22 protein-coding genes are annotated in these 26,177 nt (G+C 59.5%); 10 read left to right on the forward strand and 12 right to left on the reverse strand.

Going from position 1 to position 26,177, the window contains the following annotated elements:
- Nucleotides 1-181: 181 nt before the first annotated feature.
- Nucleotides 182-823 carry a hypothetical protein gene (locus tag DES53_RS12190; protein WP_147263369.1) on the forward strand — a complete coding sequence of 214 codons (642 nt, stop codon included), beginning with the start codon at nucleotides 182-184 and terminating at the stop codon, nucleotides 821-823.
- A 374-nt stretch (nucleotides 824-1,197) separates the two neighbouring features.
- Entirely contained in the window at nucleotides 1,198-1,500 is a 303-nt protein-coding gene (locus tag DES53_RS32950; RefSeq protein ID WP_170157052.1) for a hypothetical protein, read from the forward strand.
- Between the two features lie 23 nt (nucleotides 1,501-1,523).
- Here DES53_RS32950 and DES53_RS12205 read toward each other — a convergent pair whose 3' ends face one another.
- Complete coding sequence (locus DES53_RS12205; protein ID WP_113958536.1) at nucleotides 1,524-2,510, reverse strand: hypothetical protein; 987 nt, start codon at nucleotides 2,508-2,510, stop codon at nucleotides 1,524-1,526.
- A 117-nt stretch (nucleotides 2,511-2,627) separates the two neighbouring features.
- Nucleotides 2,628-3,299 (reverse strand): sigma-70 family RNA polymerase sigma factor, encoded by a 672-nt coding sequence (locus DES53_RS12210; RefSeq protein WP_113958537.1) that lies wholly within the window; start codon nucleotides 3,297-3,299, stop codon nucleotides 2,628-2,630.
- Between the two features lie 160 nt (nucleotides 3,300-3,459).
- Between DES53_RS12210 and DES53_RS12215 the strand changes: the two genes are divergently transcribed.
- The 4 genes from DES53_RS12215 to DES53_RS12230 all read left to right on the forward strand — a co-directional run bounded on the left by DES53_RS12215 (nucleotide 3,460) and on the right by DES53_RS12230 (nucleotide 9,408).
- Nucleotides 3,460-5,298, forward strand: coding sequence for a TolC family protein (locus DES53_RS12215; protein ID WP_113958538.1), 1,839 nt, complete (start codon nucleotides 3,460-3,462; stop codon nucleotides 5,296-5,298).
- The gene (locus DES53_RS12220; RefSeq protein ID WP_113958539.1) at nucleotides 5,291-7,165 is read left to right on the forward strand and encodes an efflux RND transporter periplasmic adaptor subunit; all 1,875 of its coding nucleotides are present in this window, start codon (nucleotides 5,291-5,293) and stop codon (nucleotides 7,163-7,165) included. Before DES53_RS12215 ends, DES53_RS12220 begins: the two co-directional genes overlap by 8 nt.
- Before the next feature lie 72 nt (nucleotides 7,166-7,237).
- Nucleotides 7,238-8,047, forward strand: a complete 810-nt coding sequence (locus DES53_RS12225; RefSeq protein WP_113958540.1) for an ABC transporter ATP-binding protein — start codon at nucleotides 7,238-7,240, stop codon at nucleotides 8,045-8,047.
- 80 nt (nucleotides 8,048-8,127) lie between these two features.
- On the forward strand, nucleotides 8,128-9,408 hold the full coding sequence (locus DES53_RS12230; RefSeq protein ID WP_245958152.1) for an ABC transporter permease: 1,281 nt from the start codon (nucleotides 8,128-8,130) through the stop codon (nucleotides 9,406-9,408).
- Nucleotides 9,409-9,423: 15 nt separating this feature from the next.
- Here the strand turns inward: DES53_RS12230 and DES53_RS12235 are convergent, their stop codons facing one another.
- The 6 genes from DES53_RS12235 to DES53_RS12260 form a co-directional block, all read right to left on the reverse strand.
- A complete protein-coding gene (locus tag DES53_RS12235; RefSeq protein WP_113958542.1) occupies nucleotides 9,424-9,852 on the reverse strand; it encodes a hypothetical protein in 429 nt (142 codons plus the stop codon).
- Nucleotides 9,849-10,421 (reverse strand): RNA polymerase sigma factor, encoded by a 573-nt coding sequence (locus DES53_RS12240; protein WP_170157053.1) that lies wholly within the window; start codon nucleotides 10,419-10,421, stop codon nucleotides 9,849-9,851. The genes DES53_RS12235 and DES53_RS12240 overlap by 4 nt, the downstream gene beginning before the upstream one ends.
- Before the next feature lie 64 nt (nucleotides 10,422-10,485).
- Complete coding sequence (locus DES53_RS12245; RefSeq protein ID WP_147263371.1) at nucleotides 10,486-11,730, reverse strand: hypothetical protein; 1,245 nt, start codon at nucleotides 11,728-11,730, stop codon at nucleotides 10,486-10,488.
- A 554-nt stretch (nucleotides 11,731-12,284) separates the two neighbouring features.
- The gene (locus tag DES53_RS12250; RefSeq protein WP_113958545.1) at nucleotides 12,285-13,448 is read right to left on the reverse strand and encodes an ROK family transcriptional regulator; all 1,164 of its coding nucleotides are present in this window, start codon (nucleotides 13,446-13,448) and stop codon (nucleotides 12,285-12,287) included.
- Between the two features lie 6 nt (nucleotides 13,449-13,454).
- Nucleotides 13,455-14,738: an MFS transporter gene (locus DES53_RS12255; protein WP_245958153.1), complete on the reverse strand. Its 1,284-nt coding sequence runs from the start codon at nucleotides 14,736-14,738 to the stop codon at nucleotides 13,455-13,457.
- A gap of 5 nt (nucleotides 14,739-14,743) precedes the next feature.
- Nucleotides 14,744-15,790: a Gfo/Idh/MocA family protein gene (locus DES53_RS12260; protein WP_113958547.1), complete on the reverse strand. Its 1,047-nt coding sequence runs from the start codon at nucleotides 15,788-15,790 to the stop codon at nucleotides 14,744-14,746.
- A 135-nt stretch (nucleotides 15,791-15,925) separates the two neighbouring features.
- Here DES53_RS12260 and DES53_RS12265 point away from each other — a divergent pair, with 135 nt between their 5' ends.
- Nucleotides 15,926-17,089 carry an LLM class flavin-dependent oxidoreductase gene (locus tag DES53_RS12265; RefSeq protein WP_113958548.1) on the forward strand — a complete coding sequence of 388 codons (1,164 nt, stop codon included), beginning with the start codon at nucleotides 15,926-15,928 and terminating at the stop codon, nucleotides 17,087-17,089.
- A 14-nt stretch (nucleotides 17,090-17,103) separates the two neighbouring features.
- Here DES53_RS12265 and DES53_RS12270 read toward each other — a convergent pair whose 3' ends face one another.
- Nucleotides 17,104-17,661: a hypothetical protein gene (locus DES53_RS12270; protein ID WP_113958549.1), complete on the reverse strand. Its 558-nt coding sequence runs from the start codon at nucleotides 17,659-17,661 to the stop codon at nucleotides 17,104-17,106.
- A 32-nt stretch (nucleotides 17,662-17,693) separates the two neighbouring features.
- A complete protein-coding gene (recG, locus tag DES53_RS12275; RefSeq protein WP_170157054.1) occupies nucleotides 17,694-19,835 on the reverse strand; it encodes an ATP-dependent DNA helicase RecG in 2,142 nt (713 codons plus the stop codon).
- Between the two features lie 159 nt (nucleotides 19,836-19,994).
- Between recG and DES53_RS12280 the strand changes: the two genes are divergently transcribed.
- The 3 genes from DES53_RS12280 (at nucleotide 19,995) to bioA (ending at nucleotide 23,006) form a co-directional block, all read left to right on the forward strand.
- A complete protein-coding gene (locus DES53_RS12280; protein ID WP_113958606.1) occupies nucleotides 19,995-20,951 on the forward strand; it encodes a histone deacetylase family protein in 957 nt (318 codons plus the stop codon).
- An 81-nt stretch (nucleotides 20,952-21,032) separates the two neighbouring features.
- A complete protein-coding gene (locus tag DES53_RS12285) occupies nucleotides 21,033-21,692 on the forward strand; it encodes a YoaK family protein (RefSeq protein ID WP_113958551.1) in 660 nt (219 codons plus the stop codon).
- 18 nt (nucleotides 21,693-21,710) lie between these two features.
- Nucleotides 21,711-23,006 carry an adenosylmethionine--8-amino-7-oxononanoate transaminase gene (bioA, locus tag DES53_RS12290; RefSeq protein WP_113958552.1) on the forward strand — a complete coding sequence of 432 codons (1,296 nt, stop codon included), beginning with the start codon at nucleotides 21,711-21,713 and terminating at the stop codon, nucleotides 23,004-23,006.
- Here bioA and DES53_RS12295 read toward each other — a convergent pair.
- Nucleotides 23,003-24,256: a sigma-70 family RNA polymerase sigma factor gene (locus DES53_RS12295; protein ID WP_113958553.1), complete on the reverse strand. Its 1,254-nt coding sequence runs from the start codon at nucleotides 24,254-24,256 to the stop codon at nucleotides 23,003-23,005. The two genes, bioA and DES53_RS12295, sit on opposite strands and share 4 nt — an antisense overlap.
- Before the next feature lie 439 nt (nucleotides 24,257-24,695).
- Nucleotides 24,696-26,111, reverse strand: coding sequence for a sigma-54-dependent transcriptional regulator (locus tag DES53_RS12300; protein WP_113958554.1), 1,416 nt, complete (start codon nucleotides 26,109-26,111; stop codon nucleotides 24,696-24,698).
- Nucleotides 26,112-26,177 lie beyond the last annotated feature (66 nt).

Consider the following 26,177-nt stretch of genomic DNA (forward strand, 5'->3'; position numbering starts at 1 on the left):
GATGTTTGTCGCTGCTCTCTTTCTCCTTAAACGGCGAAAGTGAGCGTAAAATGGGATCATTTCAGGAACGCACCCGCCTACCAATCTGGAAAAGGATTCCGGTGCCGGCAGATGGAGACATCTGTGATCGTACTCGGATCAACGCTCCGATGCTTTATCAAATTCATCCTACGCTCCCTCCATGAAACGAAAATTTACAGTGGCGGTTACAATATTGCTAAGCGTAGCGTCGAGTTCTTGCGATCATCCAGAATCACCCAAGGGCCTCAACCAAAATGAGCAACCGGGTGGGCCGGTGACCACCAAGCCGATTCCACCACCATTGGTTGCGGACGAGATCGCTGCAGAGGAGATCACGATGCCCGCAGAGTCTTTGATGACAATCATCACCGCCGGCAATGCAGATGAGGCAGGCAGGGCCATGAGAGAACTGGCGCGACGGCGCACGGACGAATCTTGCAAACTATTGATTCAGGTGCTCCGAGAACAGGCATCTCACCTGCCATCCCAATTGCCATCCCTCGAAGAGGCAAAGCGCTTTGAAAAAGAGTTCATCGCCACACGCAAGTACCCAACTGTGGACCATTGGTCGCAGCGTTTCCGCAAGGCAGCTTACGCTGCGGAATGGCTGGTATTGTTGGACATGCCTGAGGCCAATCAAGCTGCCAAAAAGTTCCGCGAGGAATTTGCCGCCAAATGTAAGGACAGTGAACTTGGCAAAATTCTTTTGAATACCGTAGAGACGGAGTATCACCAGGCCTTGGAGTCTGTGAAAATGGGCGCGGTTCCGTGGAAGCGTCCGGAGAAGAGCGGCAATCCATAGGATGCAAACTGGTGCATTTCCCATGAAGAACCCTTCTCGAATTGCCGGAATATTTTTCTGTTTCCTGGGGTGCGCATGCGACGGTCCTCAAGCTCCCCCAGCCAAACCTCCTGAGGCACCCTCTGCTGCAGCGGGGTTCGATGCTCACAAGATTACCAAAGCGGATCTCCCGCCATTGGTTGTGGACGAGAGCGCTGGGGAAGAGTACACGATGCCAGCAGATTCCCTGATGGCCATCATCACTGCTGGCAATGCACGCGAAGCAGGCAGGGCCATGAGAGAGCTAGCGCGCCGACGCACGGACGAATCTTGCACACTATTGATCAAGGTGCTCCGGGAACAAGCGTCTCACTTGCCAGCCCAACCACCCTCCCTTGAAGAGGCAAAGCGTGTTGACGAGGGGTATCTCGCCACGCGCAAGTACCCCCCCTGCGAATCATTGGTCGCAGCGTTTTGGCAAGGCAAATTACGCTGTCAAATGGCTGGTATTGTTAGACATGCCTGAGGCGGATCAAGCGGTCAAAGTGTTCCGCGAGGAACTTGCCACCAAATGGAAAGACAGTGAATACGGCAAAATTCTTTTAAATACATTGGAGACAGAGTATCGCCACGCCTCGCATGATGTGAAAATGGGTGTGGTTCCGTGGAAGCGCCCGGAGAAGAGTGGCAATCCATAAAATAGCCCGATGGCATCCGAAACTCACTCTTTGCCACCCACCCAATACCGCTCCCGATTCGCCAGGAAATCAAAAACGGCTCCGTGGTAAGGACTGAAGTCCGGTTCGGGAATGCCACTGGGTGGGCATGCCGGCGTGCCGTAGCCGGTCTGGAACATGTCATGGTGATACACGCTGTGCCCGCCTGCCTCCCACACAGCGTGCATGTGCAAGATGTGGTCGATGGGTTGAGTTGCCTCCTTGGGTCCACCAAACTTGGAGGTGCCGTTGCGCGCAGGTTCATCGTCCACCACGGGCTTGTTGAACTTCTTCAGCAGGGACGCGATTTCACGAGGAGCGATCTCCCAGGTGCGGCCCGCACCCTGACGACTGGTGTGCGGCGTGAGGAAATCGAGCGCGGCATTTTCGTCATCCTTGCCCAGGTCACCAGCGAAGCCGGGAGAGTTGGTGACGAGTCTCTTGGGATCATGGGCTTTGATCACACGCAGCATGTCCAGCGTGCGCAGCGATTTTTCATTCCAGATCTGGAAGACCAAATTGCGCCACGGCTTCAATTCATTCGTGAGCGCTGCGACAGCCTTGTCCTGCGGATCAGGATCGAGCCGGATGTGATGAGCATAACTCTCCTGCGAGAAGAGGCAGAGCTCGATGACAAAGCCTGTGGCATCGGCATCCTTCAGAATCTCCTTGAGGCGATCCACATTCCCGGCACGAAGGGTGCCATCTGGGTGGTAGAGCGTAGCCTCAGGTGAGGCATCCACAAAGCCGCGCCTGTTATCCCACTGCGCCCAGACACGCAGCACATTGATGCCGTGCCTGGAGAATTGTCCCAGCCACTCACGGCGCACTTCTGGAGACGCATTGAACGTGGGATTGTAGATCGCATTGAAGAAGCTCACCCCGGTGAACGGGAAAGGCTTGCCATCAAGCTGGAAGCGCGTTCCCGAGATGGTGAGCTCCGCGGCCGGTGCCATCGCCGTCATGATGCCCGCGAAGGCGACACAGATCACTGCTCTCAGACAAGCCCCAGCTCTTTGGCGCATGCACGAATGAAATAAAGATTCCTGCCCAAAGCAAGCCTGCGCATCCAGTTACTCTCCTTGTACCCTGTCCCTTATCCCGCTCCCTCAGTGGCCCGCCTCTTCAGAAAGGCGCTCCGCTTCGCGCTTCAAGATGCGGCCCACACGGTGCTTCGCGAGGTACACCTGCGCGGCGTTCACGCCGAGTTCCTCTTTGACACGCTCGGGACTCCAGCCCTTGAGCACATAGCAGGAGAAAATTTGAAACTGCCTTGGCGAGACCAGCGAACGCACACGGCGGAGAGCGAGCTCCATCACCTGATCCTGCCACTCCTTGTCCCAGAGCTTTTCCAAAGTCACCCCCTGGGGATCGGCGCAGCGATCAATGGGCGCAGTGCGGCGCTCCTCATCCTCATCGAAGTGGATGTTCGCCTCGCGCTCGTATTGCTTCTTCCGCCGGCGGAACTGATCAAGGATGCGCCAGCGCGCCTGATTGAGAAGGAAGCTTTTGAAGGAGCCCTGGCTGGTGTCGAACTTCTTCTTCTGCAGGTTCTTCGCCACCCCGATGAAGGTCTCCTGGACCACGTCATTGGCCTCGTCATCGCTCAGACCGGACTTCCGTGCCACATGCCAGACGAAGCCCGAGTAGGTGCGGTAGAATTCATCCCAGCTGGACCAGTCGGACCAGTTGTCCAGCTTCTCGATGAGGGTTTTGCGCGTCTGGGGAGAACTGCTGACTTTCTCCGGAGTGCTCGCGGGCTTGACGGTGGGTTCGGCCATGTCGTGGGGATTGGAAGTTAGGTACAACCACAATCAGCTGCAAAGGTTCTTTACGTGAATCGCCCGGGCGGATGAAAGAGCTTTTGAAAGGTGCCCGTTTGCCTTCATCCCCAAATTGCTCCCGCAAGCCGCCCTCCAGCGGCTTGTTTGTTCTGGATTCATGACAAAAAAAACCGCCTCCCTGCATGCCTTTCTTGGACTGAGCCTCGCCGCTTTGCCGCTGGCCTCGTGCTCACCCAGTTACATGCGGAAGTCCGCCGACCGTGAGGTGAAGGGAGCTCTCTTTTCCAAGCTCGTCACCGTGCCCAATGCTGGCACCGGACTTCTGGACATCACCCCGCCAGCGCCTCTCTCCCTGGCAGAGCTGAGCAAGGCTGGCAGCGGTCCCGACTTCCTGGGCGATCGCGCTCAGCTTGAGAAGAATGCACGTGTCCTTCCCCTTTCCGAGGCCCTCAAAATGGCGGTCACTCACAACCGTGACTACCGCAATGAGAAGGAACTGCTGTTCCTTGAGGCACTTGACCTGACCCTGGTCCGCCACGAGTTCGCCCCCATCTTCACGGCCACCGGTGAGGCCGGTACCCTGCGGCAAATCGACCCGGTCATTTCGACCCTCCGCGAGCCGAATCCAGCCTACCCTGCCGCCGCAGCAGCAGCGGCCGCAGCCACAGCCGCCAACAACGCAGCAGCCGCAGCAACCGGCAAACCCGCTCCTGCTGCCGTGACCACAGCGGTTCCGCAATTCCTTGAGCGTCAAATCACCACGCTGGTCACAGAGAACACCTTCACCGCCACTGGGAATGTGGGCGTCAGTGTCCTCACCCGTACCGGCGCCCGGATCGCGGCGGATTTCACCACGGATTTCCTCCGGTTCCTGACCGGCAGCGGCCCCAGCGTGAGCAACTCCTCCCTGGCTGTGACCCTCACCCAGCCCCTCCTCCGTGGGGCGGGCTACCGGGCCACCATGGAGAACCTCACCCAGGCGGAACGGAACCTCCTGTACTCCATCCGTGACTTTACCCAGTATCGCAAAACCTTCACGGTCGACATCACCTCCCGCTATTACCGCACCTTGGAGGCGCGCGATGCCGCCAGGAACGGTTACCTCGCCTACCGGGCCTTCGAGGCCATCTTGGAGAGCGAGCGAGCCTTGGGTGAAGAAGGCCGCCGCACCAACTCCCAGCTCGGCCTCATCGAGCAGGCCGCCCTCAGGTACAAGCGGTTGTGGATTGCCGCTGTGCGCGTGTACGAGCAGCAACTCGACGACCTGAAAATCGCGCTCGGCATCCCCGTCGAAGAGAAAGTCATCCTCGATGACAAGGAGTTGTCCAAGCTCTCCCTGGAAGATCCCGAAATGACCATGGACGACACCATCAAGACCGCCCTGGTCACGCGGTTGGACCTTTATAACCAAAGAAATACGCTCGAAGATTCGGAACGCAAAATCAAAGTCGCCTCCCAAAACCTTCTGCCCCAGCTGGATATCGGCGCCCGCTATGAGGTGCTGGGCACGAAAGACAACGACAAGCTGGACCTGAACTTTGACCGCACGCGCCTCACTGGCACGGGCGTGGTGGACCTCCGACTGGACAAGAAGGCCGACCGCAACAACTACCGCGCCGCCCTCATCTCCCAACAGCGCTCCGCCCGCGTGCTCGACCTGGCCGAGGAGAACGTGCGCAACGCCATCCGCACCAACTGGCGCGACCTGGACACGGCGAGAAAGCAGTATGACATCGCCCAGACGGGGGTGGACCTGAGCGCCCGCCGGCTGGAGGAGGAAGAACTGCTGCGCAGCCTCGGCCGCGGCACCGCCCGTGACCTTATTGATGCCCAGCAGGACCTGATTGAGGCGAGAAACGCGCTCACGGCAGCGTTGATTTCTCATACCCTGGCACGTCTCCGCCTCTGGAGAGACATGGGGATTCTATACATTCAGAAAGACGGCTCATGGATACGCGTATTGAACCAGGAAGCAAAATTGGCTGCCGATGAGTAAGTTATTTCGCAGCAAGTTTGGACTCGTGACGCTGGCCACTGTGGCCGTAGCGATCGTCGTGTGGTTTGTAAACCGGAACGCCGGAGCCAGCGCGGCCGAGGTACCGCTCATTTCCGTGCAAAAAGGCAACCTGCAGATCAACGTACTGCAGGGCGGGGAAATCCGCGCCTTGCAGAACTACGAGGTGAAGTCGGAGATTGAGCTCCCCACGAAGATCCTGAGCCTCATCCCGGAAGGCTACCGCATCACCGAGGAAGATGTGAAAAATGGCAAGGTGCTCATCGAACTCGACAGCGCCGATCTCAGGGACCGCATCACCAATCACGAGATCGAATTCCAGACCACCGTCTCGGCGTTCATTGATGCGGATGAGAACCGCGCCATCCAGACCAGCGACAACCAGAGCCTCGCAAGGGATGCCGAGCAGGCCATGCGTTTCGCACTGATGGACTTTGAGCGCTATATGGGCAAGGAAGTGGCCCAGGCCGTGCTGAAGGCGCGCCGCATTCCCGCCAACCAGGAAGAATTGGATCGCCATGTGGGCAAGCTCAATGAAGCCCGTCCACGCGTGCTGAACCTGGACGACAAGAAGGAAGTGGCGCCCGCCAAGCCCATGGAAGACCCTCTCGCCATCAAGGATGAGAAGGATGACAAGACAGCGGAAACCGAAGAAGATGCCGAGGCAGCAAAGAAAAAGGCGGCAGAAGCGACGGATCCTCCCCGCATCGATTTCCTTTCCTTTCTGACCAACGATCAGCTTGGAGACGGCGAGGCCCAGCAAAAGCTCCGCCAGCTCAGCAATGACCTGCTCCTGCGCCAGTCGGAACTCGGCATCGCGAAGCAGAACATCGAGGCCAGCACGCGCCTCGCAGCGAAGGAGTTCATCACGAAGACGACCTTGGAAAACGATCAGGTGAACTTCGACAAGGCCAACCTGGCAGTGCATGCTGCCACCACCCAGCTCGACCTCTTCAAGAAGTATGAATTCCCCAAGCAGGCGGAGCTCTTCCTCAGCGCCTACCAGGAAGCGTTGACCAAGCTGCAACGCACTCTTCGTGCAAACCGCTCCCGCATGGCGCAGGCGGAGTCCCGCTTCCAGACCGCGAAGCGCCGCTATGAAGTAGAGCTCACCCGCCGCGAAGACATGGAGCGCCAGCTCAAGGCTTGCATCATCAAGGCCCCGGTCCCCGGACTGGTGGCCTACGGATCCCATTCGGGCTCCGCGAAGTTCTCCAACGACACGATTGAGGAAGGGGCTGGTGTCCGGTTCCGCCAGACGCTGCTCACCATTCCAAACATGTCCGCCATGAGCGTGGCGGTGAGCATTCACGAATCCCAGGTGAAGAAGGTGCGCCTCGGCCAGCCCTGCCGCATCACCGTCGATGCCGAGCCCGGCAAGACCCTCACCGGCAACCTACGTGAGATGGCCGTGCTGCCGGACTCCAGCAGCTCACGATTCACACCGAACCTCAAGCTCTATCCTGCGGTCGTACACGTGGATGGCACGCATGACTGGCTGAAGCCGGGCATGAACGCCAAGGTGGAGATCATCGTGAACGAGCTGGATGACGTGCTCTTCGTCCCCGTGCAAAGCATCGAGGTGGAGAATGACCACTTCTTCACCTATGTGAAGCAGGGCAGCTCCCTGGAGCGTCGTGAGGTGAAGACCGGCTCCTTCAATGATGAGTTCATTGAGATTCGCAGTGGTCTCACGCACGAAGACCAGGTGGCCCTGGCCATTCCGAAGCGTCAGACTCTCGACAACAACGGCGCCAGCTCTCCAAGCCCGACCGCTCCCAAGAAGGAAAAGGCCAAGGAGCCGGCGGCAGAGGCTGCCCCTGCCAAGAAGATCGCGGCCGCAAGCTGACCTCTGCCGGGAAATCCAACCAGGTCATCTGCAGTCGGCGCGACTCAGGTCCCCTCCAAGCTTTTGCATTGCATGCAGCCCATCATCGAACTGCGAAACATCCGTAAAGTTTACCGGCAGGGTGAATTTGAAACGGTGGTTCTGCAGGGCATCAACATCACCATCAACCCCGGTGAGTATGTCTGCATCATGGGCCCGTCAGGTTGCGGCAAATCCACGCTGCTGAATGTGCTGGGCTGCCTGGATCAGCCCTCGAGTGGCCAGTACCTGCTGGGTGGTGAGGACGTGGCGATCCTCAATGACGACGACCTCTCGAAAGCGCGCTGCCGTAACCTGGGCTTCATTTTCCAGAGCTACAATCTGATCCAGCAGCTCACCGTCGTGGAGAACATCGAAGTGCCCCTCTACTACAAGGGGGTGCAGGAACAGGAAAGCCGGGCGATTGCGGAAAAACTCGCCGGACAGGTGGGCCTGGCGCACCGTCTGCATCACAAGCCAAATGAACTGAGCGGCGGCCAGCAGCAGCGCGTGGCCATTGCCCGGGCGCTGGCCAATGATCCTCTGATGATCCTCGCCGACGAAGCGACCGGCAACCTCGACTCCAAGTCCGGCAAAGAGATTCTCGACATCTTCGACGACCTCAACTGTGCAGGGAAGACCATGGTCTTCGTCACGCACGATGAGCGCATGGTGCAGCGCTGCACGCGCGTGATTCGTCTGAAGGACGGTCTGGTGGAGAAGGACGAACCCGGGGCTGCAGCAGCCCGCCTGATCGCTTCCGGTGGAAAGCAGGGCACCTCCGTGGTGACCAAGTTCCCCGTCTCCGAGGCCGCACCAGGAGAAGAACACATGCACCTGCCCGCCCCGGCCCTCGCCACCTGAAACGATAGTTCGTTTGGCTGATTTCGATGTTTTCCCTCGCCTCTCATCCCATCCTTCGCCTTGCGATGTCTCCACAGCACATGTGGAGATCCATCGTACTGGGTTCGAAGAGCATCTGGCTGCACAAGCTGCGGTCCATGCTCACGGCTCTGGGAGTGGTGTTTGGCGTGGCCTCCGTGGTCGCGATGCTGGCGATTGGTGAGGGCGCGAGTCACGAAGCCCAGGAGCAGATTCGCAAATTGGGCTCCCAGAACGTGATTCTGGAAAGCGTGAAGCCGCCGGACAACCAGGGTCCGGGTCAGCAGACACGCAGCATGGTCCTCGAATACGGCCTGACCACGCGCGACATCAATCAGATCCGACAGACCATTCCCGGCATCTCCATCGTGGTGCCGAGCCGCATGATCAGCGAGAACCTCTGGAACGAGAGCTACAATCTGGATGCTTCCATCCTGGGTGTGCTCTCCATCTATCCCGAAATGCGCAATCGCAAACTCAGCCTGGGTCGATTCTTCACCGAGGTGGAATACAATGACCGCATCCCGGTGTGCGTGCTGAATCAAACCGCTGCGGCGAAGCTCTTCCCTCTGGCCACCCCAGTGGGCAAGTCTGTGCGTGTACGCGGCTTTTACTACCGTGTCGTCGGCGTGATCGAGGATGAAAGCATGCGCTCCACCGGAGATGATGGAGCGCCCAAGAGCGGCGGCACCAAGAGCAACAGCGTCGGTCAGATGCTCATCCCCTTCAGCACACTGATGGATCACTATGGCGACACCTTCTTCCGTTTCCGCAGCGGCAGCTTCGAAGCGGAGAAGGTCGAGTTTCACGAAGCCATCGTGCGTGTCGATGATGTGAATGCAGTGATGACCCGCGCGGAAGCCATCCGCCACGTGCTCGCACGCAATCATCCACGCGAAGACTATCGTGTGACCGTGCCGATTGAACTGCTGCGCCAGGCAGAGCGCACGAAGCGTATTTTCAGCATCGTGCTCGGAAGCATCGCCGCAATCTCACTGCTGGTGGGCGGTATCGGCATCATGAACATCATGCTCGCCAGCGTGACGGAGCGTACTCGCGAAATTGGAATCCGCCGTGCGCTTGGCGCACGCCAGACGGACATCGTGTTGCAGTTCCTGATCGAGACCGTCCTGCTCGCTGGCGCGGGTGGCGTGATCGGCGTGGTGCTGGGACTTGGCATCCCAATCGCCATCAGTCATTTCGCCGGAGTCACCACTGTGATCAAAGCCTGGGCTCCCACCCTCGCCTTCTCCATCTCCGTCTTCACCGGCATCGCCTTCGGCATCTATCCCGCCATGCGCGCGGCGAAGATGAATCCGGTGGAAGCACTGAGGCACGAGTAACCTGCTCTCTTGCGGTTACTCACGCTCAATCACGTGGATGCGAGTGACCCTGCCTCCACCGTTATCGCGTACGATCAAAAGTGGAAGGTCCGGAGCTGCCGCGATGAGAGCCTGCTGTTCTCTATCCAGCCCCTCCGGCATGGGAGGTGGATGAAGCCTGGCTTCTTCTTCAGTTTGCACCTGCACCAATGCACGCACTACCGGCGTAGGCAGAGGAGTTGTGTTCGAAGCAATGACGGGTGCTTTCGAGACATCACCCGGTCGTAACCACCACACGCTTACACCCAGGAGCACCACAGCCGCAGCGGCAACCAAGCCACGCTGTTGCAGTCGTCTCTGCAACGCACGCTGGCGTGCAACGAGAGCGGCGCGTGCAGGCAGATCGATCGCTTCGGCAGCAAGACTTTGCAGCAACGGATCAGAAGATTTGCGCGGAGGCGTCATCGGATGCGAAGGATGATGTCCATCAAACGTGCTCGCAAACGGGCGAGGCGTCGCTCGATGGCTTTGGGTGTGGCGCCAAGTTCAGAGGCAAGCTCCTCCGTGGTACTGCCATGGCAATATTTCTTGCGGAGCAATTCGGCATCCTCAGCAGGTAATTGGGCAAGCGCCTCCTCAGCAAGCGCAGCTTCCCCATTCATGGAAGCATGCCACGCCGTGTCAGGTCCATCTTGCGAGGCCCGCCAGTGGGCAAAGCGTTCCGCGAGAAGATGGCGGCGTGCCTTGTGCCTCGTGTGGTCGACCGCCGCACAACGCACCAGGCAGGAGAGCCAGTTGGAGAAGGCTTCATCACTGGTGAAGGGCTTCGCATGACGGGCGATGCGAAGATAAGCCTGCTGCACGATTTCACTCGCGGCAGCAGCATCACCCGAGCGATGTACTGCATAGCGAAGCAGCGTGAGGTAGTAGCGCGCATGAAACCAGCGCCACGCTTCATCATCCCCCTCTGCGAGAAGGCTGGTCCACTGGGCCAGCGTGCGTTCGGCAGACCGCTCGGGGCTTTCGGTGTCCATGCTGCGCAGGAGGCAAGACGGAAAAGGGAATGTCAGGTCATGCTGCACGAGTACAAGGTGATGCTCATGGCTTGTCCTTGTTGCGTTGAGTCTCCGCAAGCGCATCCTCGTCCACCGCAAGCTTTTCGGCAGCGAGAATGAAGCTCTCCATGCCATCGAGCATATCTTCGGGACCAAACAATACGAACAACTTTTGTTCCGGGCGGGACTCCAGTTGGGCCCCGATGCCGAGATCTTCAATTACGCCATAGCTTTGCGCAACTGCTCTGACCAGAGTCGCGCGGAGTGAGATCATCTCCTCTGCCGCCTTCCTCACCTTGTCGAGCCTGGAAGCGTTTTGAAACACATGGGGGGCAGCGACCGCACGCATCTTCGGCACGGCGGCAGTGGCGAGGGCCTTCTTCGTGGCTGCCTCTTCCGCAGCGCGCAGCTCGGCAGCCTTGAGGAAACTTTCCAGTCCATCCACGCCTTCTTCACTGCCCACCAGCACAAAGACCTTCTGGCTTGTGAGTCGCTGTACGCTGGTGGAGTTTCCCCGGGTCATGGTACCATGGGCAGCCACCGAAGCGGATACGGCGGTATCGAGTCGCAAGTGTTCAAGCTCGCGCAATACATCAAGCTCGATTTTCGCGGCTACCTTCTCGTCGGCAAAAAGGTGTGGCGTGGCGACGGCGCGCATCTTCACCTCTCCTTTGGTCGCAGATGTGGGACGATTGCCGGAGATGCGCCAGATATTGCCCGGCATCTCGGCATCCTTTTCCACCATTTCGACCATCAGACGCCCCTCGCTGAGAAACTCAATGGTTCGCGCCAGCTCGCTCAATCGCACATTTCGCACTTCGAAGCCAGGCAACACCTGTTGTTCCGCTGAGGGGCTCAGCACAACGTTGTCTCCAGGGAAGGCGTACCGAAGTGCGTCCCGCAAAGTCTGTATCTCGGTGCCGTCGAAGCGAACTGTGTAGAGCCGCGTGCCCTTCTCGGTGGCGGTGGAAAATGCGTAGTTCAAAGGGATTCGCCGCACGATGATCATGGCCTTGTCCGTGACGGTCTTGGCCTTCCCGCTGACTGACACGCTGGGATATTTAAACTCGTATTGGAACTGGGGCGTCTTCACGTTACCGGATTGAGCGGGTGTCCAATCCCGACCCAAGGTGATTGGCGCGAATGCGGGCTTGCCGTCCTGGGAGAACTCAAGCACCAGCTTGTCATCATCGCCTGATTTCACTATTACATCGAAGTCCTTTGGCTTGCCTTCCTCCTGCACGGGAAAGGAATCACCGACGCCCGCGTGCGCAATGAACGTAAGCACGCCCGGATCGCCGAGCTCCTCTTGCCGCAGGCTACTGAAGGTTGCCCCACTGCCATTTGTCGCTGGCGAGGGAACGAATCGCCGCCGCACGCTCACTTCTGCGGGTTTCGAAGGATCCGATTGGGCAGGAAGATTGAGTGCGAGGAAGTGAACCGTCGCGACCGCGACGAAGCATGCACGCCATGAATATAAGCGAGCGCCTGCGCGGTGCGAGAGCGGGACTTTGATGCTGGGAATCGGAGCATTCATTGGGATGGGCGCTGGATTGAAAGGAGTGGCAAAGGCATCCGGGGCATCGTCGGCCTTCGGAATGGAAACGCCCGGGAAGCCATCTATCCCCCGCGCGATCTCAAGACAGCATCACACAGTGGCGCGGGGAAACGCTCTTTTGGTTAGCCGCAAAAAGACGCAAAAAATCACAAAAAAAGAGCAGCCTTGGGAGCTGCTCCTGTGATGTGGATACATCTAGCCGAGGTGGGACTCAATCCTCGGAATCGATCCGCTCTCTTCTGAGTTTTTTGCGTCTCTTTGCGGCCAATCAGTTCAGTGGAAACTCACCCCAGATCCTGCGGCCGCCACTTCTCCAGGGCGAGTGCGGCAGCGCCCACGGCACCGGCGAACTCACCTAGCTCGGAGATGCGAATGGGAGTACCGGGATGATAGTCGCTCTCGAATTGAAGAGCGACATTCTGCACCGGTTCCAGGTAAGTGGTGCCCAAGGTCGTCAGAGGACCAGCGAGCACGACGATTTCCGGATCGATAAGCTGTGTCATCTGGGAAACCACCCAGCCATGGACCGCAGCCACTTCACGAAGCGCCAGAAGCGCTGCCTCTTCTCCGCCTTCCACCGCACGGAGGAATTCATCGAGCGTGGCTTCGCTGGAGCCCTTGAGCTCAGCATAGCGGGCAGCGGCGCCTCCAACTGAAGAAGCCTTTTCCACCGTAGCGCCAGGGCGCCATTCCCACTTCTCTGCCTTGGCATCGAACACGGGACAGTTCCATCCGCGGATTTCACCACCGAGTTCCTGATGTCCGGTGGCGAGCTGGCCTCCACGAATCACCCCTGCAGCCACGCCGTAGCGCACGCCCAGGCAGATGAGTTCCTGACAGCCCTGACCTTCACCGAACCACCGCTCGGCCAGTGCCATGGTGCGGATGTTGTTCTCAATGAAGACAGGCACTTTCATCGCCCTGCTGACGTGCTCGACGATGGGCACATTGTCCCACCCGGGGACATGCACATAGCGGATGCCCACGCCATTGCGGGTGTCCACCCGGCCCGGCACCGCCAGCCCCACGGAGAGCAGGTTGAGCTGCGTCTCCCTCTGCAGGTCGGTGAGAGTATCAATGATCTGCTGCACCACGGCGTCCGCACCCAGAGTTCCCTTCAGGGATACCTTGCGCCGCGCAATGGGGCGCTGGGCGAAGTCCACCGCCGTGGCAAAGGCAGTGTCCGCGTAGAAGTCCAAACCCAGGAAACAGCCACGAGCCGGGTTGGGTCTCAGTTTCGTCGGAGGGCGCCCTGCCTCCTTGGTCGGTTCGACGGTTTCCGTGAAATAGCCACCAGCCACCAGTGAATCGACATGCCTGCCGATGGTGGACGCGGCCACCCCGAGTACGCGGGCAAGCTCGACCCGGGAGAGGCTTTCGTAGTCTCTCACCTTCCGGATGATCTCGGCGCCGAAATCGGCGTTGTCCTGCACTTTAAGTCCCAACATGAGGTTTTAATCGGGTAGTTCCTTATTCTTCGTCTCGGGTAGAAAACACAGGAACACAAGCCCCAGCAAGAAAAATCCCGCCAGCAGCGTGATTGCCAGATGCAGCTCCAGTTCTTGTTTCAGCCACGCGGAGAGCCAGATAAGCACGGGTGCGGCAAGGATCCGGCCCGTGTTAAAGCAGAACCCCGAGCCGGTGGCGCGGAGGTGCGTGGGGAACAATTCAGGAAAGTACACGGCGTATCCCGCGTGGATGCCCAGGCCGAAGAAACCGAAGACGGGCAGCAGGCACAGCAGCAGCCCATAGCTCCCCACGGCGGAGGGCACCCAGCAAATAATTACGGTCATGACGAGCGCGCAGATGTGCATCATCGCGAAAGTTGCACGACGACCAAACCGCATGCTGAGCGGCCCAAAGCAGACCATGCCCACAGCAGCTCCCGCCGTCAGCACAAAGCCATAGGCTATTTTGCCCTGGCTGGCCGCCTCCTTGGGATCCACGCCCTGGCTCTTGAGAAGTTCCTCCGCGAGATTCTGCGCGGCGACTACCACGCCCCAGAAAGTTGCCAGGCCCACCATGGCCAGCAAAGCGCCGAAGATCGCTCGTGAGCGCCAGCGGGAATCTCCCAACAGATCCGAAAAGCTGCCAAGCTTGTCCGACCTGGTCTCTCTGGCATGCAACCAGGAGTCCGGCTCCTTCACGCTCACCCGCACCCAAAGTACCAGCAACGCCGGCACGACCCCGATGAGGTAGGCAATACGCCAATGCTCCCCCACCGCCAGCCCCGTGGCCGCCGCCAGCCAGGCACCGATAACGCTGGACGCATGAAAGATGCCTCCGGCACGGGCGCGGGCCTTCGAGGGGAACACCTCTGCAACCAATGCCGCGCCCACAGCCCACTCCCCGCCGACGCCCATGGCCACCAGGAAACGAAGCACTCCCACCTGCCACAAGTCCGTGGCCATCGCAGTGAGGCCCGTGAAGATGGAATAGAATAGGATGGTGAGGGCCATCACGGGCTTCCGCCCCCACTTGTCCGCCAGCGAGCTGAAGAGCCAGCCTCCGAGGGTGCCGCCGATGAGGAAGATGCCGAGAAACCTCTCGCCCCATGCCTTCACCTCGGGCGAGTCGGACGGCACCTTGAGCAGATCCGGCAGCATGTCGCCGCGAGTGATGTTGTAGATCTGCCCTTCGAACGCATCGAAGACCCAGCCTGCAGAGGCGATGATGAGCACCAGCCACTGGTACCGGGTCACTCCGTGGTACCAGGGCGTCTCCAGTCGGTGCTTCATGTCACTCATGCCTTGAGAAACTCCTGAAGATGCACCGTCTTGCCAGTTTCAATCGATTGCTCCGCAGCGAGGCACAAGGCGGTGCTCCACAGGCCATCCATTCCCGTGGCGGCAGGTGCTGAGCCCTCACGAACGCAGCGCACGCACATGGCGATCTCTTCGCGAAGCTCGAAGACTTCGCCGGATTTCTGCGTCATCTTCACCTCCTCGATTTCTTTTCCGTCAAATACGCGGAGTGAGAAACTGGGATCCATGGTGCGATCCATGGCGCCACTCCACGCCGCCCAGATGGCTCCCTTCGTTCCCGCCACCTTCACAGTCTGATGGTGCTCGAAGGCCGCCAGTGTCTGGGAAATCACCGCATACGCACCGCTTTCGTACTTCATGATGGCGCTGAAATTGTCGTGCAAGTGAGGACGGGAGGAGTCGATGGAATTTCCGGCACCATACACGGTAACGGGATCCCCTTCCCCACTGAGATACCAGCGGGCGAGGTCAAAGAAGTGAATCGGCTCCTCCAGTACCCAGCTCCCCACGCGTGCTCCGTCATAGCGCCAACCGCTTGCACCTAGCCGATAGGGTTTTCTCGATAGTTCCACTAATACATAACGCGGGGTGCCGATGACGCCCTGCTCGATGCGGCGCTTCACCTCGCCCCACTGGGACGAAAGACGTAACTCATGACCGATGGCCAGCATGCGTTGTTTGCTCGACGCGAGCTCGGTCAATGTGCGACAGTCCCTCACGCTCAAGGCCATGGGTTTTTCCAGAAGGACGTGGCACCCTGCCTCCAGAGCCTCACGGCACGCTTGCAAGTGTGTGTGGCTGGGCGTAACTATGTCCACGATGTCGAGGTGACCAGCCGCCAGCATGGAGCTGACATCAGCATGGATCGTGGCATTGGGATATAGGCTACGTGCTTCAGCGCGAGTGACATCTGAGGGGGCAACGATCGCTTTCAGTTCGGCATCGGGACAAGAGGTGATGGACTGGGCATGCATGCGCCCCCAAGCACCAAATCCTGCCAAACCGAAAAAAAGTTTCTTGCTCATCGCTCCGAAATTAGGTAACAAAAGTATCAGAACAAGCCAAAGTTATTTTTTACCGAAAATAAGTGGTGGCACAATGGCAACATTGGTGCTTCCGTTGGCTGGTTTGCAATCCCCCCAACCCCAACCCCCCGTACCGTGAATGCTCCCCCCAGCATCCCGATAAGGACGACCCCACGTATCGCAGAAGTCTCGTGGTTCTCCGCCTTGTGCTCCGATGATTTTGAATATCTCGGCGTGCCGGACGGAAGTTTGAGAAGCAGCTTTGAGCATTGCTCGAGCATCGTAAAGAAGGCCGATGAGCTTGGCTACCAGAACGTCCTGCTGCCCTCCGGCTTCGTGCCAGGGCAGGATGCGCTGGGTTTCGCCTTCTCCATGGCGGTCCTGACCAAACAGATCAACCAGCTCGTAGCCCTGCGCATGGGTGAGGTGCATCCGCCCATGCTGGCGCGCGCCATCTCCTCGCTGGATCACATTGCGAAAGGCCGCCTCGCCTTGAACATCATCTCCAGCGACATGCCCGGGCTGAAGGAGTCCAACGAAGAGCGCTACTCGCGAAGCGACGAGATCATCCAATTCCTGAAGCAGTGCTGGACGCAGGAGACCGTGGAGTTTCACGGGCGCTTCTATGATTTCCATCCACTGCCCACGGATCCGGTGAAGCCCTACCAGCAGAATGGTGGACCTCTGCTGTACTTCGGCGGCATCTCCCCCATGGCCCAGGCGCTGTGCGCGAAGCATTGCGATGTCTTCCTGATGTGGCCGGAGACCACGCCCCTGCTGACAGAAACCATGAGAGGGGTCGCTGCCCAAGCAGCGGAGCATGACCGGAAGATTGACTTCGGTCTACGCATCCATGTCATCGTGCGCGAAACCGAAAGCGAGGCTCGCGAGGCCGCACGAAAGCTGGTCTCCAAGCTCGACGACACGAAAGGTCTTGAGATCAAGTCCCGCTCTCAAGACAGCAAGTCCGCCGGTGTGCTGCGCCAGGATGCACTCCGCGAAGCGGCTGATGATGAAGGCTACATTGAGGAGCACATTTGGAGTGGCATCGGCCGGGCCCGCAGCGGCTGTGGCAGCGCCATCGTGGGCGACCCGGATCAAGTCTATGCGAAATTGCAGAGCTACATGGACCTCGGCATGCGCTCCTTCATCTTGAGCGGCTATCCTCACTTGGAAGAGTGTGACCTTTTTGCGAAGTACGTGCTGCCCCGCATGCAGACGTGCCGGCTGAACGAGGTGCAGGGAAGGTTGCCGAAGGAAACACCGGTGACGCCGCTGACGACAGGGAAGAGGAAGTAGAGGAGTACACCCACTCACGGTTTCTCGTCCCTGGCAAAAGGGTCGAGCGGGGTCGTATCTGTGCTCGGCCTGGGGGAAGGAATGAATCTCTGAACTGAATCTGGAAGAATCATGACCACTTTAGCCAGGCGCATGACAAGCCAATATTCCGCTCCCGAGCACCAGTGGTATTTCACCTTCGCGCCGTGATCCGAGGCCTCGCGATGCCACTGTGTGCTCATATCTGCCACCAGACGAGTTCGCTGACCTCCCCTTAGCTCCACTCCCATGGCATCACGATTGAGGACTGAAGGTTGTTGATCCCGAAGATGGATGTTCCCCAAAGTCGAGATGCGCATGTCCTCCCTGCCTACATCCGCCATGAAAAACACCAGTGGAAATCGGGTCGTGTTCTCCACCTCGATTTCGACGAGTTGAGGATACGTGGGGTCTGCTGCTGCGGCTGTCAGTGGATCAGTCACGCGAAAACGCAAAGGATTCTCAGGGCTCCAAGCTAGAGCCAAATACACCACGGGGCCTGTGAGTAGCAGGAGAAAGATGGCAGCAATCCACCACTTGACGCGACGAGACATGGATTAGTTGATGCGCATTGAATTCCGGTGCCTCACTGTCTTCCCACTTCCTCATCGGCCTCCACATTACCCAGGAGAGGACGAAGGCGTAGGTGCTCCGATTTCTCGAGCTCCGGATCCTGCTCCAGCGTGCGTTCCGCGAGCCGGCGGGCCAGCGTGATGAGGCGGGTATCCGCGAGCATCTCACCGAAGAGCAACGGGGCCTGACCGCTCTGGGCGTGCCCCAGGACGTTGCCGGGGCCGCGGCGTTTGAGATCTTCTTCCGCGATGCGGAAACCATCGTGCGTCTCTTCGAGCAGATGCAGGCGTTCCTTCGCCTCCTTGTCACCCTTCGGCACGAAGAGGACGCACCAGGAGGTGTGCGACCCACGACCGATGCGACCGCGCAACTGGTGGATCTGCGCAAGACCAAAACGTGCGGCATCGTGAATGAGCATGACGGTGGCGTTCGGCACGTCCACACCCACTTCGATGACGGTAGTGCTCACCAGCGCCTTCAACTCGCCCGAGCGGAAGCGGCGCATCACGGCCTCCTTTGCATCGCCGTCCATGCGACCGTGCAGCAGTCCCACGGCATGCGGTGTCAGACGTTCGGTCCACTCGGCATGACCTTTCACCGCAGCGCCAGCGTCAAGTTTCTCTGATTCTTCGATGAGGGGATAGACGATGTAGCACTGCCTGCCTTCTTCGATCTGAGTGCGGACGAATTTGGTCACCTCGTCCACCTTGGTGACTTCACGGACGGCGGTGATCACCTTGCCTCGTTCCTTGGGACGCTCATCTATCGTAGAGACATCAAGGTCTCCGTACATGGTGAGCGTCAGGGTCCGCGGAATGGGCGTAGCGGTCATCACCAGCACATCGGGAGCCTCGCCGCGCGAGATGAGGCGGGCGCGCTGGGCGACGCCAAACTTGTGCTGTTCATCGATCACCACGAGGCCGAGCTTCGAGAGGGCGGATTCGTTTTCGCCATACAACAAGGCATGCGTGCCGATGAAGATGTGCGGCTGGCCTGCCTCACCATTTGTCGGGCCGGTTTTGAACTCGAAAAGCTCCAGCGCACCACCATCCGCCTTCTTGTCTCCCGTGCGGAGACTCACGCGCATGCCCAGGGGCTCCAGCAGGCGCAGCGCATTTTGATAGTGTTGCTCGGCGAGGATCTGCGTGGGTGCCATGAGTGCGCCTTGTCTTCCGGACTCCACGGCAATGAGCATCGCAGCGAGAGCCACCACCGTCTTGCCGCTGCCCACATCGCCGTGCAGCAGTCGATTCATGGGCTGGGGCATGGCCATGTCTGCCGCAATCTCACGCAGCGAGCGATCCTGTGCTTCGGTAAAGGCGAATGGCAGAGAAGCGAGGAATTGTTGGAGGAGTTTCCCCTCTGGCTTCAGCGCATGCCCTCCGGTGTGCTTGAAGCGCAGACGACGGCGCACCACACGCAATTGCAGGATATAAAACTCCTCCAGCGCCAGATACCTGCGCGCCTGCTCCAGCACGCTCATCTCCGATGGCTTGTGCAGCGTACGCAGCGCCTGGGCACGACCGAGACCATCGAACTCACCACCGGCCTTGGGAGGCGGCAGCAAGTCCGCCATGCCGCGATCATCCAGATGCTCCAGCACCCGCCAGATGGCGGTGCGCAGCATCTTCTGCTTCAGGGCACCCTTGAGCGGGTAGATGGGAACGATGCGGCTCGTGTGGATTTCGGCGTCTCCTTCTTCATCGCCCTTCACCACTTCGTACTCGGGGTGCCCCATCACGAGGCGGTCTTTGATCTGCTTGATCTTGCCGTACACCATCATCTCCATGCCCACGGCAATGGCCTTCTGCAGAAAGGGCATCCCGAACCACCGGAGCGTGAGCTGCTGGTGCATGGGATTGTCCTGCGCCGCCTCCACCACGGCTTCGAAATTTCCCCCACGTCTGCCGCCAAAGCGCATCACGCGAGTGCTGAGCACCTGCACCTGATGACATACCGGAATCTCACTGGGTGAGAATCCCTTGAACTCCATCTTGCGGCGATCCTCGTGGCGCGAGGGCAGGTGAAGGACCAGCTGCTCCACGGTGAGGAATCCTTCCTTGCCCAGAGACTTGGCGATGGCAGCCGACAAGCCCGGCACACCGGAGAGCGGGGTATCAAGGGTCAACGATGACTTTGAAGAAGAGGCGGACAAAGGAATGAGATGGAGATGGCTCGGGATGGCAAAGGACAGGGCGCAGTATTCAGGCAATGCGCCTGGAAGCCAACATCAAACCTCATTTGCACCCTGGGCGCTTTCTGCATTTCCATCTACGCACTTGCCATCGTCCACCACCTGCGCTGCACTAAGCGCATGGCCACCGACACCACTGCGCTGCCCACGGGACTGCTGCTTGATAACGTCTATCGTGATCACGACACCGGCCCTGGACATCCGGAACAGCCTGCCCGGTACAAGGTTGTCACGGAGGCCCTCACCCAAGCAGGCCTGGTGCAAAAGACCCAGGCACTGACCCAGCAGCCGTGCGAGGATGACCACATCCTGCTGTGCCATACCAAGGCCTATCTCGACATCGCCAAGCGCGACGTGGCGAGTGGCCGCGACGAACTCAGCACCGGGGACACCATCATCTGCCCGCGCTCGCTGGATGTGGCGCAACGTGCCGTGGGCGCCGTAGTCAATGCCGTGGATGCGGTGATGACTGGCAAACTGAAGAACGCCTTCTGCGCCGTACGGCCTCCCGGACACCACGCCCGGCCCGCTCAAGGGATGGGCTTCTGCCTTTTCAACAACATCGCCATCGGCGCGCGCCATGCGCAAAAGAAACATGGCGCCGCGAAGGTGCTCATCGTGGATTGGGACGTGCATCACGGCAATGGCACCCAGGACATCTTTTATGAAGACGGGAGCGTCTTCTTCTTCAGCTCGCACCAGGCGCCATGGTATCCCTTCACCGGTTGGGCTGAGGAGACAGGAACCGGCAAAGGAAAAGGGTGCACGATGAATGCACCCTTTGCCGCAGGTTCCGGCATGAAGGAGATTGGTGGTGCGATCGAAGGCCCCCTGGCGGAGGTGGCGGCGAAATTCAAACCGGATCTGGTGATGATCTCCGCGGGCTTTGATTCACGTGTCGATGACCCCTTGGGACGATTCACACTGACGGATGACCAGTTCGCGTCGCTCACCAAGACGCTGCGCCAGTTTGCCGGGGAGCATTGCGGTGGCAGGATTGTGTCCGTATTGGAAGGCGGATACAATCTCGATGGGCTCGGCAAGGCGGTGGCAGCCCATGTGGGAGCCCTCGTTTAATATCGCATTACGATATACTTTCGGTGCTCTGGCAGGTAAAGCCGTTTGCCCGGGGCACTGTCCTTGCTACGTAGCAGGGAAATGATCTCCAAGCTGCCGAAGTGGGTGGGCATCGGGGCGTGGGCCCTGGCGTTCGTGGCTGGCATGGTGAATGTGGTGGGCTTTCTGAGCTTTGAGCATCAGGCAGTGACACATCTTACCGGCACGACCTCCATGCTGGGAGCCGCCATTGCGGAGGGGCGGGGCCGCGACGTGATGGGACTGGGGCTGGTGATCGCGTCGTTCCTCGCTGGCGCCATGCTGAGCGGCTTCATCATCCAGGACAGTGCGTTGCGACTGGGTCGGCGATACGGCGTGGTGCTGGTACTGGAGTCCCTGCTCCTTTGCACCGCGGCATTCCTCCTGCGAACACATCATACCTCGGGTATGTACCTGGCAGCTGGAGCGTGCGGTCTGCAGAATGCGATGGCCACGACCTACAGCGGTGCCGTGATCCGCACCACGCACCTGTCCGGCATGTTCACGGATCTCGGTATTTCCCTGGGGCATTTATTGAGAGGGTTGCCCGTGGAGCCCAGACGCCTGCGCATTTCATGGATCATCATCTCGGCCTTTCTCACGGGCGGCATCGCGGGAGCGGCTGCCTTCCACTGGTGGAGCTACAACACACTTTTCATCCCGGCGGCGCTGACAGGACTGGCGGGCATGGCGTATGGCATCTATCGACACACTCGCCGCTGATGGCACGTCTTCTTCCTCATGCCTCCCGATTTCGTCGCCCTCGATAAGGCCCATGTCTGGCATCCCTTCACGCCGATGCAGGACTGGTGCGCCCCTGATCACGAGCCCATCATGCTCGTGGACGGCGAAGGCTGCTGGCTCACCGACCAGCATGGCAATCGCTACCTCGATGGCAACTCCTCCATCTGGACGAACATCCATGGCCATCGCCACCCGCGCATTCATGCGGCCATCAAGGCCCAACTCGATCACGTAGCACATACTTCGTTTCTGGGATTCGCCAATCCACCCGCCGCTCAACTCGCCGGCGAACTGACCGCTCTTATCCCCGGTGGCAGGCTCAACAAGGTCTTCTACACGGACAACGGCTCCACCGCGATCGAGTCCGCAGTGCGCATGTCCTTGCAATACTGGGAGCAGAATGGATCGCCGCAACGCACGCGCATCATTTCCTTTGATGCCGCCTATCACGGGGACACCCTGGGTGCCGCGAGCTTGGGGGGGATTCCACTCTTCAAGGGCAGTGGCAATCAATTTGGCTACGCCGTCCAGCGGATCAGTTCCGCTGAGCAACTCGAGTCATTAGACGATGTTACGAGTATCGCAGCCGTCATCATCGAACCCCTCATTCAAGGGGCTGCAGGCATGCGCGTGTGGCCCCAAGGGATGTTGAAGCAGATCGAAACCTGGTGCCGGGCGCATGATGTGTTTCTGATTCTCGACGAGGTCATGACCGGCTTTGGCCGCACCGGGAAGATGTTTGCCTGCGAGCATGAAGATGTCGTGCCGGACTTCCTCTGTCTCGCCAAAGGTCTCACCGGTGGCTATTTACCGCTGGCCGCCACGCTCACCACGCAGCGTGTGTTTGATGGCTTCCTCGGTGATGCGAGCGAAGGCCGCACCTTCTTCTACGGCCACAGCTATGCGGGAAGCCAGCTAGGTTGTGCCGCAGCACTGGCGAGCCTCGCCGTATTCCGTGAAGAGCGTCTACTAGAGCAGTTGCCTGCGAAGGTCACATCCTTCACCTCCGTGCTCGATACGCTGCGCGCTCATCCACACGTGATCGATATTCGCCAATGCGGCCTCATTGCCGGCATTGAGATTGGCAAGAGCAAGGACCCACGGGAGGAATACCCGGCTGCTGATCGCATGGGTGTGAAGGCATGCCTCGCTGCACGCAGGCATGCGCTGCTCACGCGGCCAGTGGTGAATACGCTGGTGCTGATGCCGCCCCTCTGTGCGACGGAAGGAGAGATGCAGCGGATGGCGGAGGCCTTGCGTGCGAGCATTGATGAAGTGTGTGGCAGCGATTAGCGGGGCACCCACTTTCCCCCGTTGTGTCGCAGCTCCTGAATCCACTCCTTGAAGCCCTTCTCTCTGGCAACGGCCCGCTCGATAGGGTCCGCAATATTGATACCCTGCGTGGCCCGCGCCTTCAACACTGAGATGATTATGTCTTCACGCTGTTTGCGTCTGAACTCATCCAATGTCTGGCCTTTTTCCGATAACGCGCGCTCGAACGCTGCCTGACTTCCCCCGTAGTTTCGCTCGACGATGTCAGTCAAGGTCTGGTCGACGTAATCCTCCTTGATCGTACCGCCCGACTTCCTGAAGTAGGCGAGGGCCACCTCCCGGTCATCCATGTCGACAATGAGTTCCTCCCACTTTCTTTTTTCTTCCTCAGGATCTTTGGGCGGCTGGATGGCGGCAGACTGCGGCCTTGAATCTGCAGTGAGCGTAGCAAAGCCCCGCGAACCCGGTGGTGGGGCTGAAGCAGCAGAAGTTGTCGCAGGGTTCGCCGTCGAAGGCGTATTGGATGGTGACAGAAGAAAAGGAATGCTGACAACAGCAGCAGTTCCCGCAGCGAAGAGTATCTTGGTGGTCGCAGTCATGGTGAGAAGAGTGCTGGAAGTGGCGATGGATCCCACAGCGCTTGTACCAGCGCCGGTCATGCCTATCTTGTTGAGCGAGGTGACCAATGTGCCCGGCGTCGCGTGCGCGGACTGCGTTATCAGCAAGCCCGCGAGACCTGCGCCGCACAGCACCCCCTTTTTTGCCAGGCCCTCGCGCAGTGCCTGCAACGCCGTCTCTAGCTTTCGCGAGACCGTGGACTGGCTTACGCCCATCCGCCGCGCGATTTCCTGCTGGGCACGCTGCTCAAGAAAATGCTCCACAAGAAGCGACCGTAACTCCTCCGGCAGTGCATCCAGCACCTCATCCACGAGTGGCTCGATCTCTGCCCAGGAAGCTTCACGCGCAGTATCATGCCAGTGCTCCGCCGCAGGCTCATACCGCTGGCGTGTCACCTTGCTGCGAATGGCATCACAGGCGCGCTGCCGTGTCACGTGATGCAGCCATGCTCCCACACAGTCGATGGTCTGATGACTGGCACGCGCCAGTTTCAGAAAGGCCTCCTGCGCCACATCCTCAGCCAGTGCAGCATCACGCGTCACCCGCTGCGCCGTGGCATACACCATGCCCGCATGCGTACGAACCAACTCCGCAAACGCACCCGCATCACCATGGTGATGATAGCGCTGCAGGAGGGCGAGATCGGTCTTCATGCTTTCTGATCATGATGCCGCGCGCCATGTCTGGTCTATGCAAAAAAGTGGACTATCGACCCAGAAGCTACCCCGCTGCTGATGAGTGAGCATGCCAGATCAAGAAGGGCACTACGACCAGGGCACACCAACCCAGAACAGACCCGAACCATGCAACCGTCAACAGAGCAAAGTTCCCATTGTTCTTCCTCAGATTAGGTTCAAAGCACATGATCATCCGGTGGTAGCTGAGCGGCAGCCGTGGCAGTCCGGCAGGTGGCAACTTCATGGAGTTCGCCCAACATGGATTCTCATGCCAAACCCGCTTCAGCAGTAGTCGTTCGGCGAGATGGCCCACAAAAAGAAGACCCATCATCAGCTTAAACCACGACTCATAGCTCATGAATAGTTGTACCTCCTCGCGGCCGACTGCTCAATCGGCACAGGCAATCTTCAGTCACTATTTACCATTCAACCCGTGCTGATGCAGCTTCTCCCGCAAGGTAAGCCGTGAGATGCCCAGCCACCGCGCGGCCTTGGCTTTGTTCCCCTCGGAGAGATCCATGGCAGCACCGATGAGCTCGCGCTCCATGAGGCGCTGCATCTCAGCATAGGCACCGGGAATTTCTCCGTCCATGGCGCGACGCAGCACCTGTCCGGCCGCCTCGGCGAGGGTGTTCTGCTCTTGCCGCGGACGGACCAGGGCGGACTCGGTGATGAGTTCACGCACATCATCCTCGGTGATGGTATAGCTGCGACGCTTGAGCAGGGCCTTGCGCAGGATGTTCTGCACCTGGCGCACATTTCCCGGCCAGGGTTGTTGCTGTATGGCGCGCACCGCCTCGGGTGCGATGGAGACTTTTTCAATGCCGAAGTCCTCCGCATACTTCGCGAGGAAGTAGTCGACCAGGAGCGGAATGTCCTCCGGCCTCTCACGCAGTGGAGGAAGCTGGATGGTGGCGACATTCAGCCGGTAGTAGAGGTCCTCGCGGAACTCACCCTTGTTGATCATGTCCTCCAGATTCCGATGCGTCGCGGCGATGAAGCGCACATCCACGGGAATGTCCTCGCGGCCGCCCACACGCTGGATGCGCTTTTCCTGGAGCACGCGCAGCAGCTTCGCCTGCAGGTGCAGATCCATGTCGCCAATCTCATCAAGGAAGAGCGTGGCATTGTGCGCCTGCTCAAAGCGCCCGATGCGTGCGCTCACCGCGCCGGTGAACGCCCCTTTTTCATGGCCGAAGAGTTCGCTCTCCAGGAGACTCTCCGGAATGGCGGCGCAGTTCACTGCGATGAAAGGCTTGTGAGCGCGGTGGCCGTGCTGGTACAGCGCACGTGCGATGAGTTCCTTGCCCGTGCCGGTCTCACCACGGATGAGCACGGTCACGGGAGTGGCGGCAATCTTCGCCAGCTCACGATACACCCGGCCCATGGCGCGGCTCTTTCCAATCAGCGTGTCCTGCTCCTCATACACGCGGCCGATTTCCACCGGCTTGGACATCTGGCGCGCGGCAGCAATGGCCTCCTCCAGCACGCTACGAAGTTCCGCGCCGTCCACCGGCTTGGGCAGAATGTCATACGCCCCACTCTTCACGGCGTGAATGGCCACATCGCCATCGCGAGCGCCGGTGAGGAGAATCAAAGGCAGGCGTGGCTTCTTGATATGCACGGTGGAGATCACCTGTAGGCCACCCGCCCCCGGCAGGCGGTACTCCGTGACCACGGCGTCCACTTCCTCTCCCAAGGCGGCATCGATGCCCTCGGTTCCGTTGGTGGCAATGCTCACCTCGTAGCCGCCCTCGCGGAGGGCATCCGCCGTGCGCGCCGCATCTTCCGCCGAGGCATCGACGATGAGGATACGGAAGGGACGTTTCATGAAAGGGAAGGCGCGACGCCTTCACAGTCAGCATGTCGGATGCCGGACGGATGGCGCAAGTGCCAT

This window comes from Roseimicrobium gellanilyticum, from assembly GCF_003315205.1.
Classification (GTDB): domain Bacteria; phylum Verrucomicrobiota; class Verrucomicrobiia; order Verrucomicrobiales; family Verrucomicrobiaceae; genus Roseimicrobium; species Roseimicrobium gellanilyticum.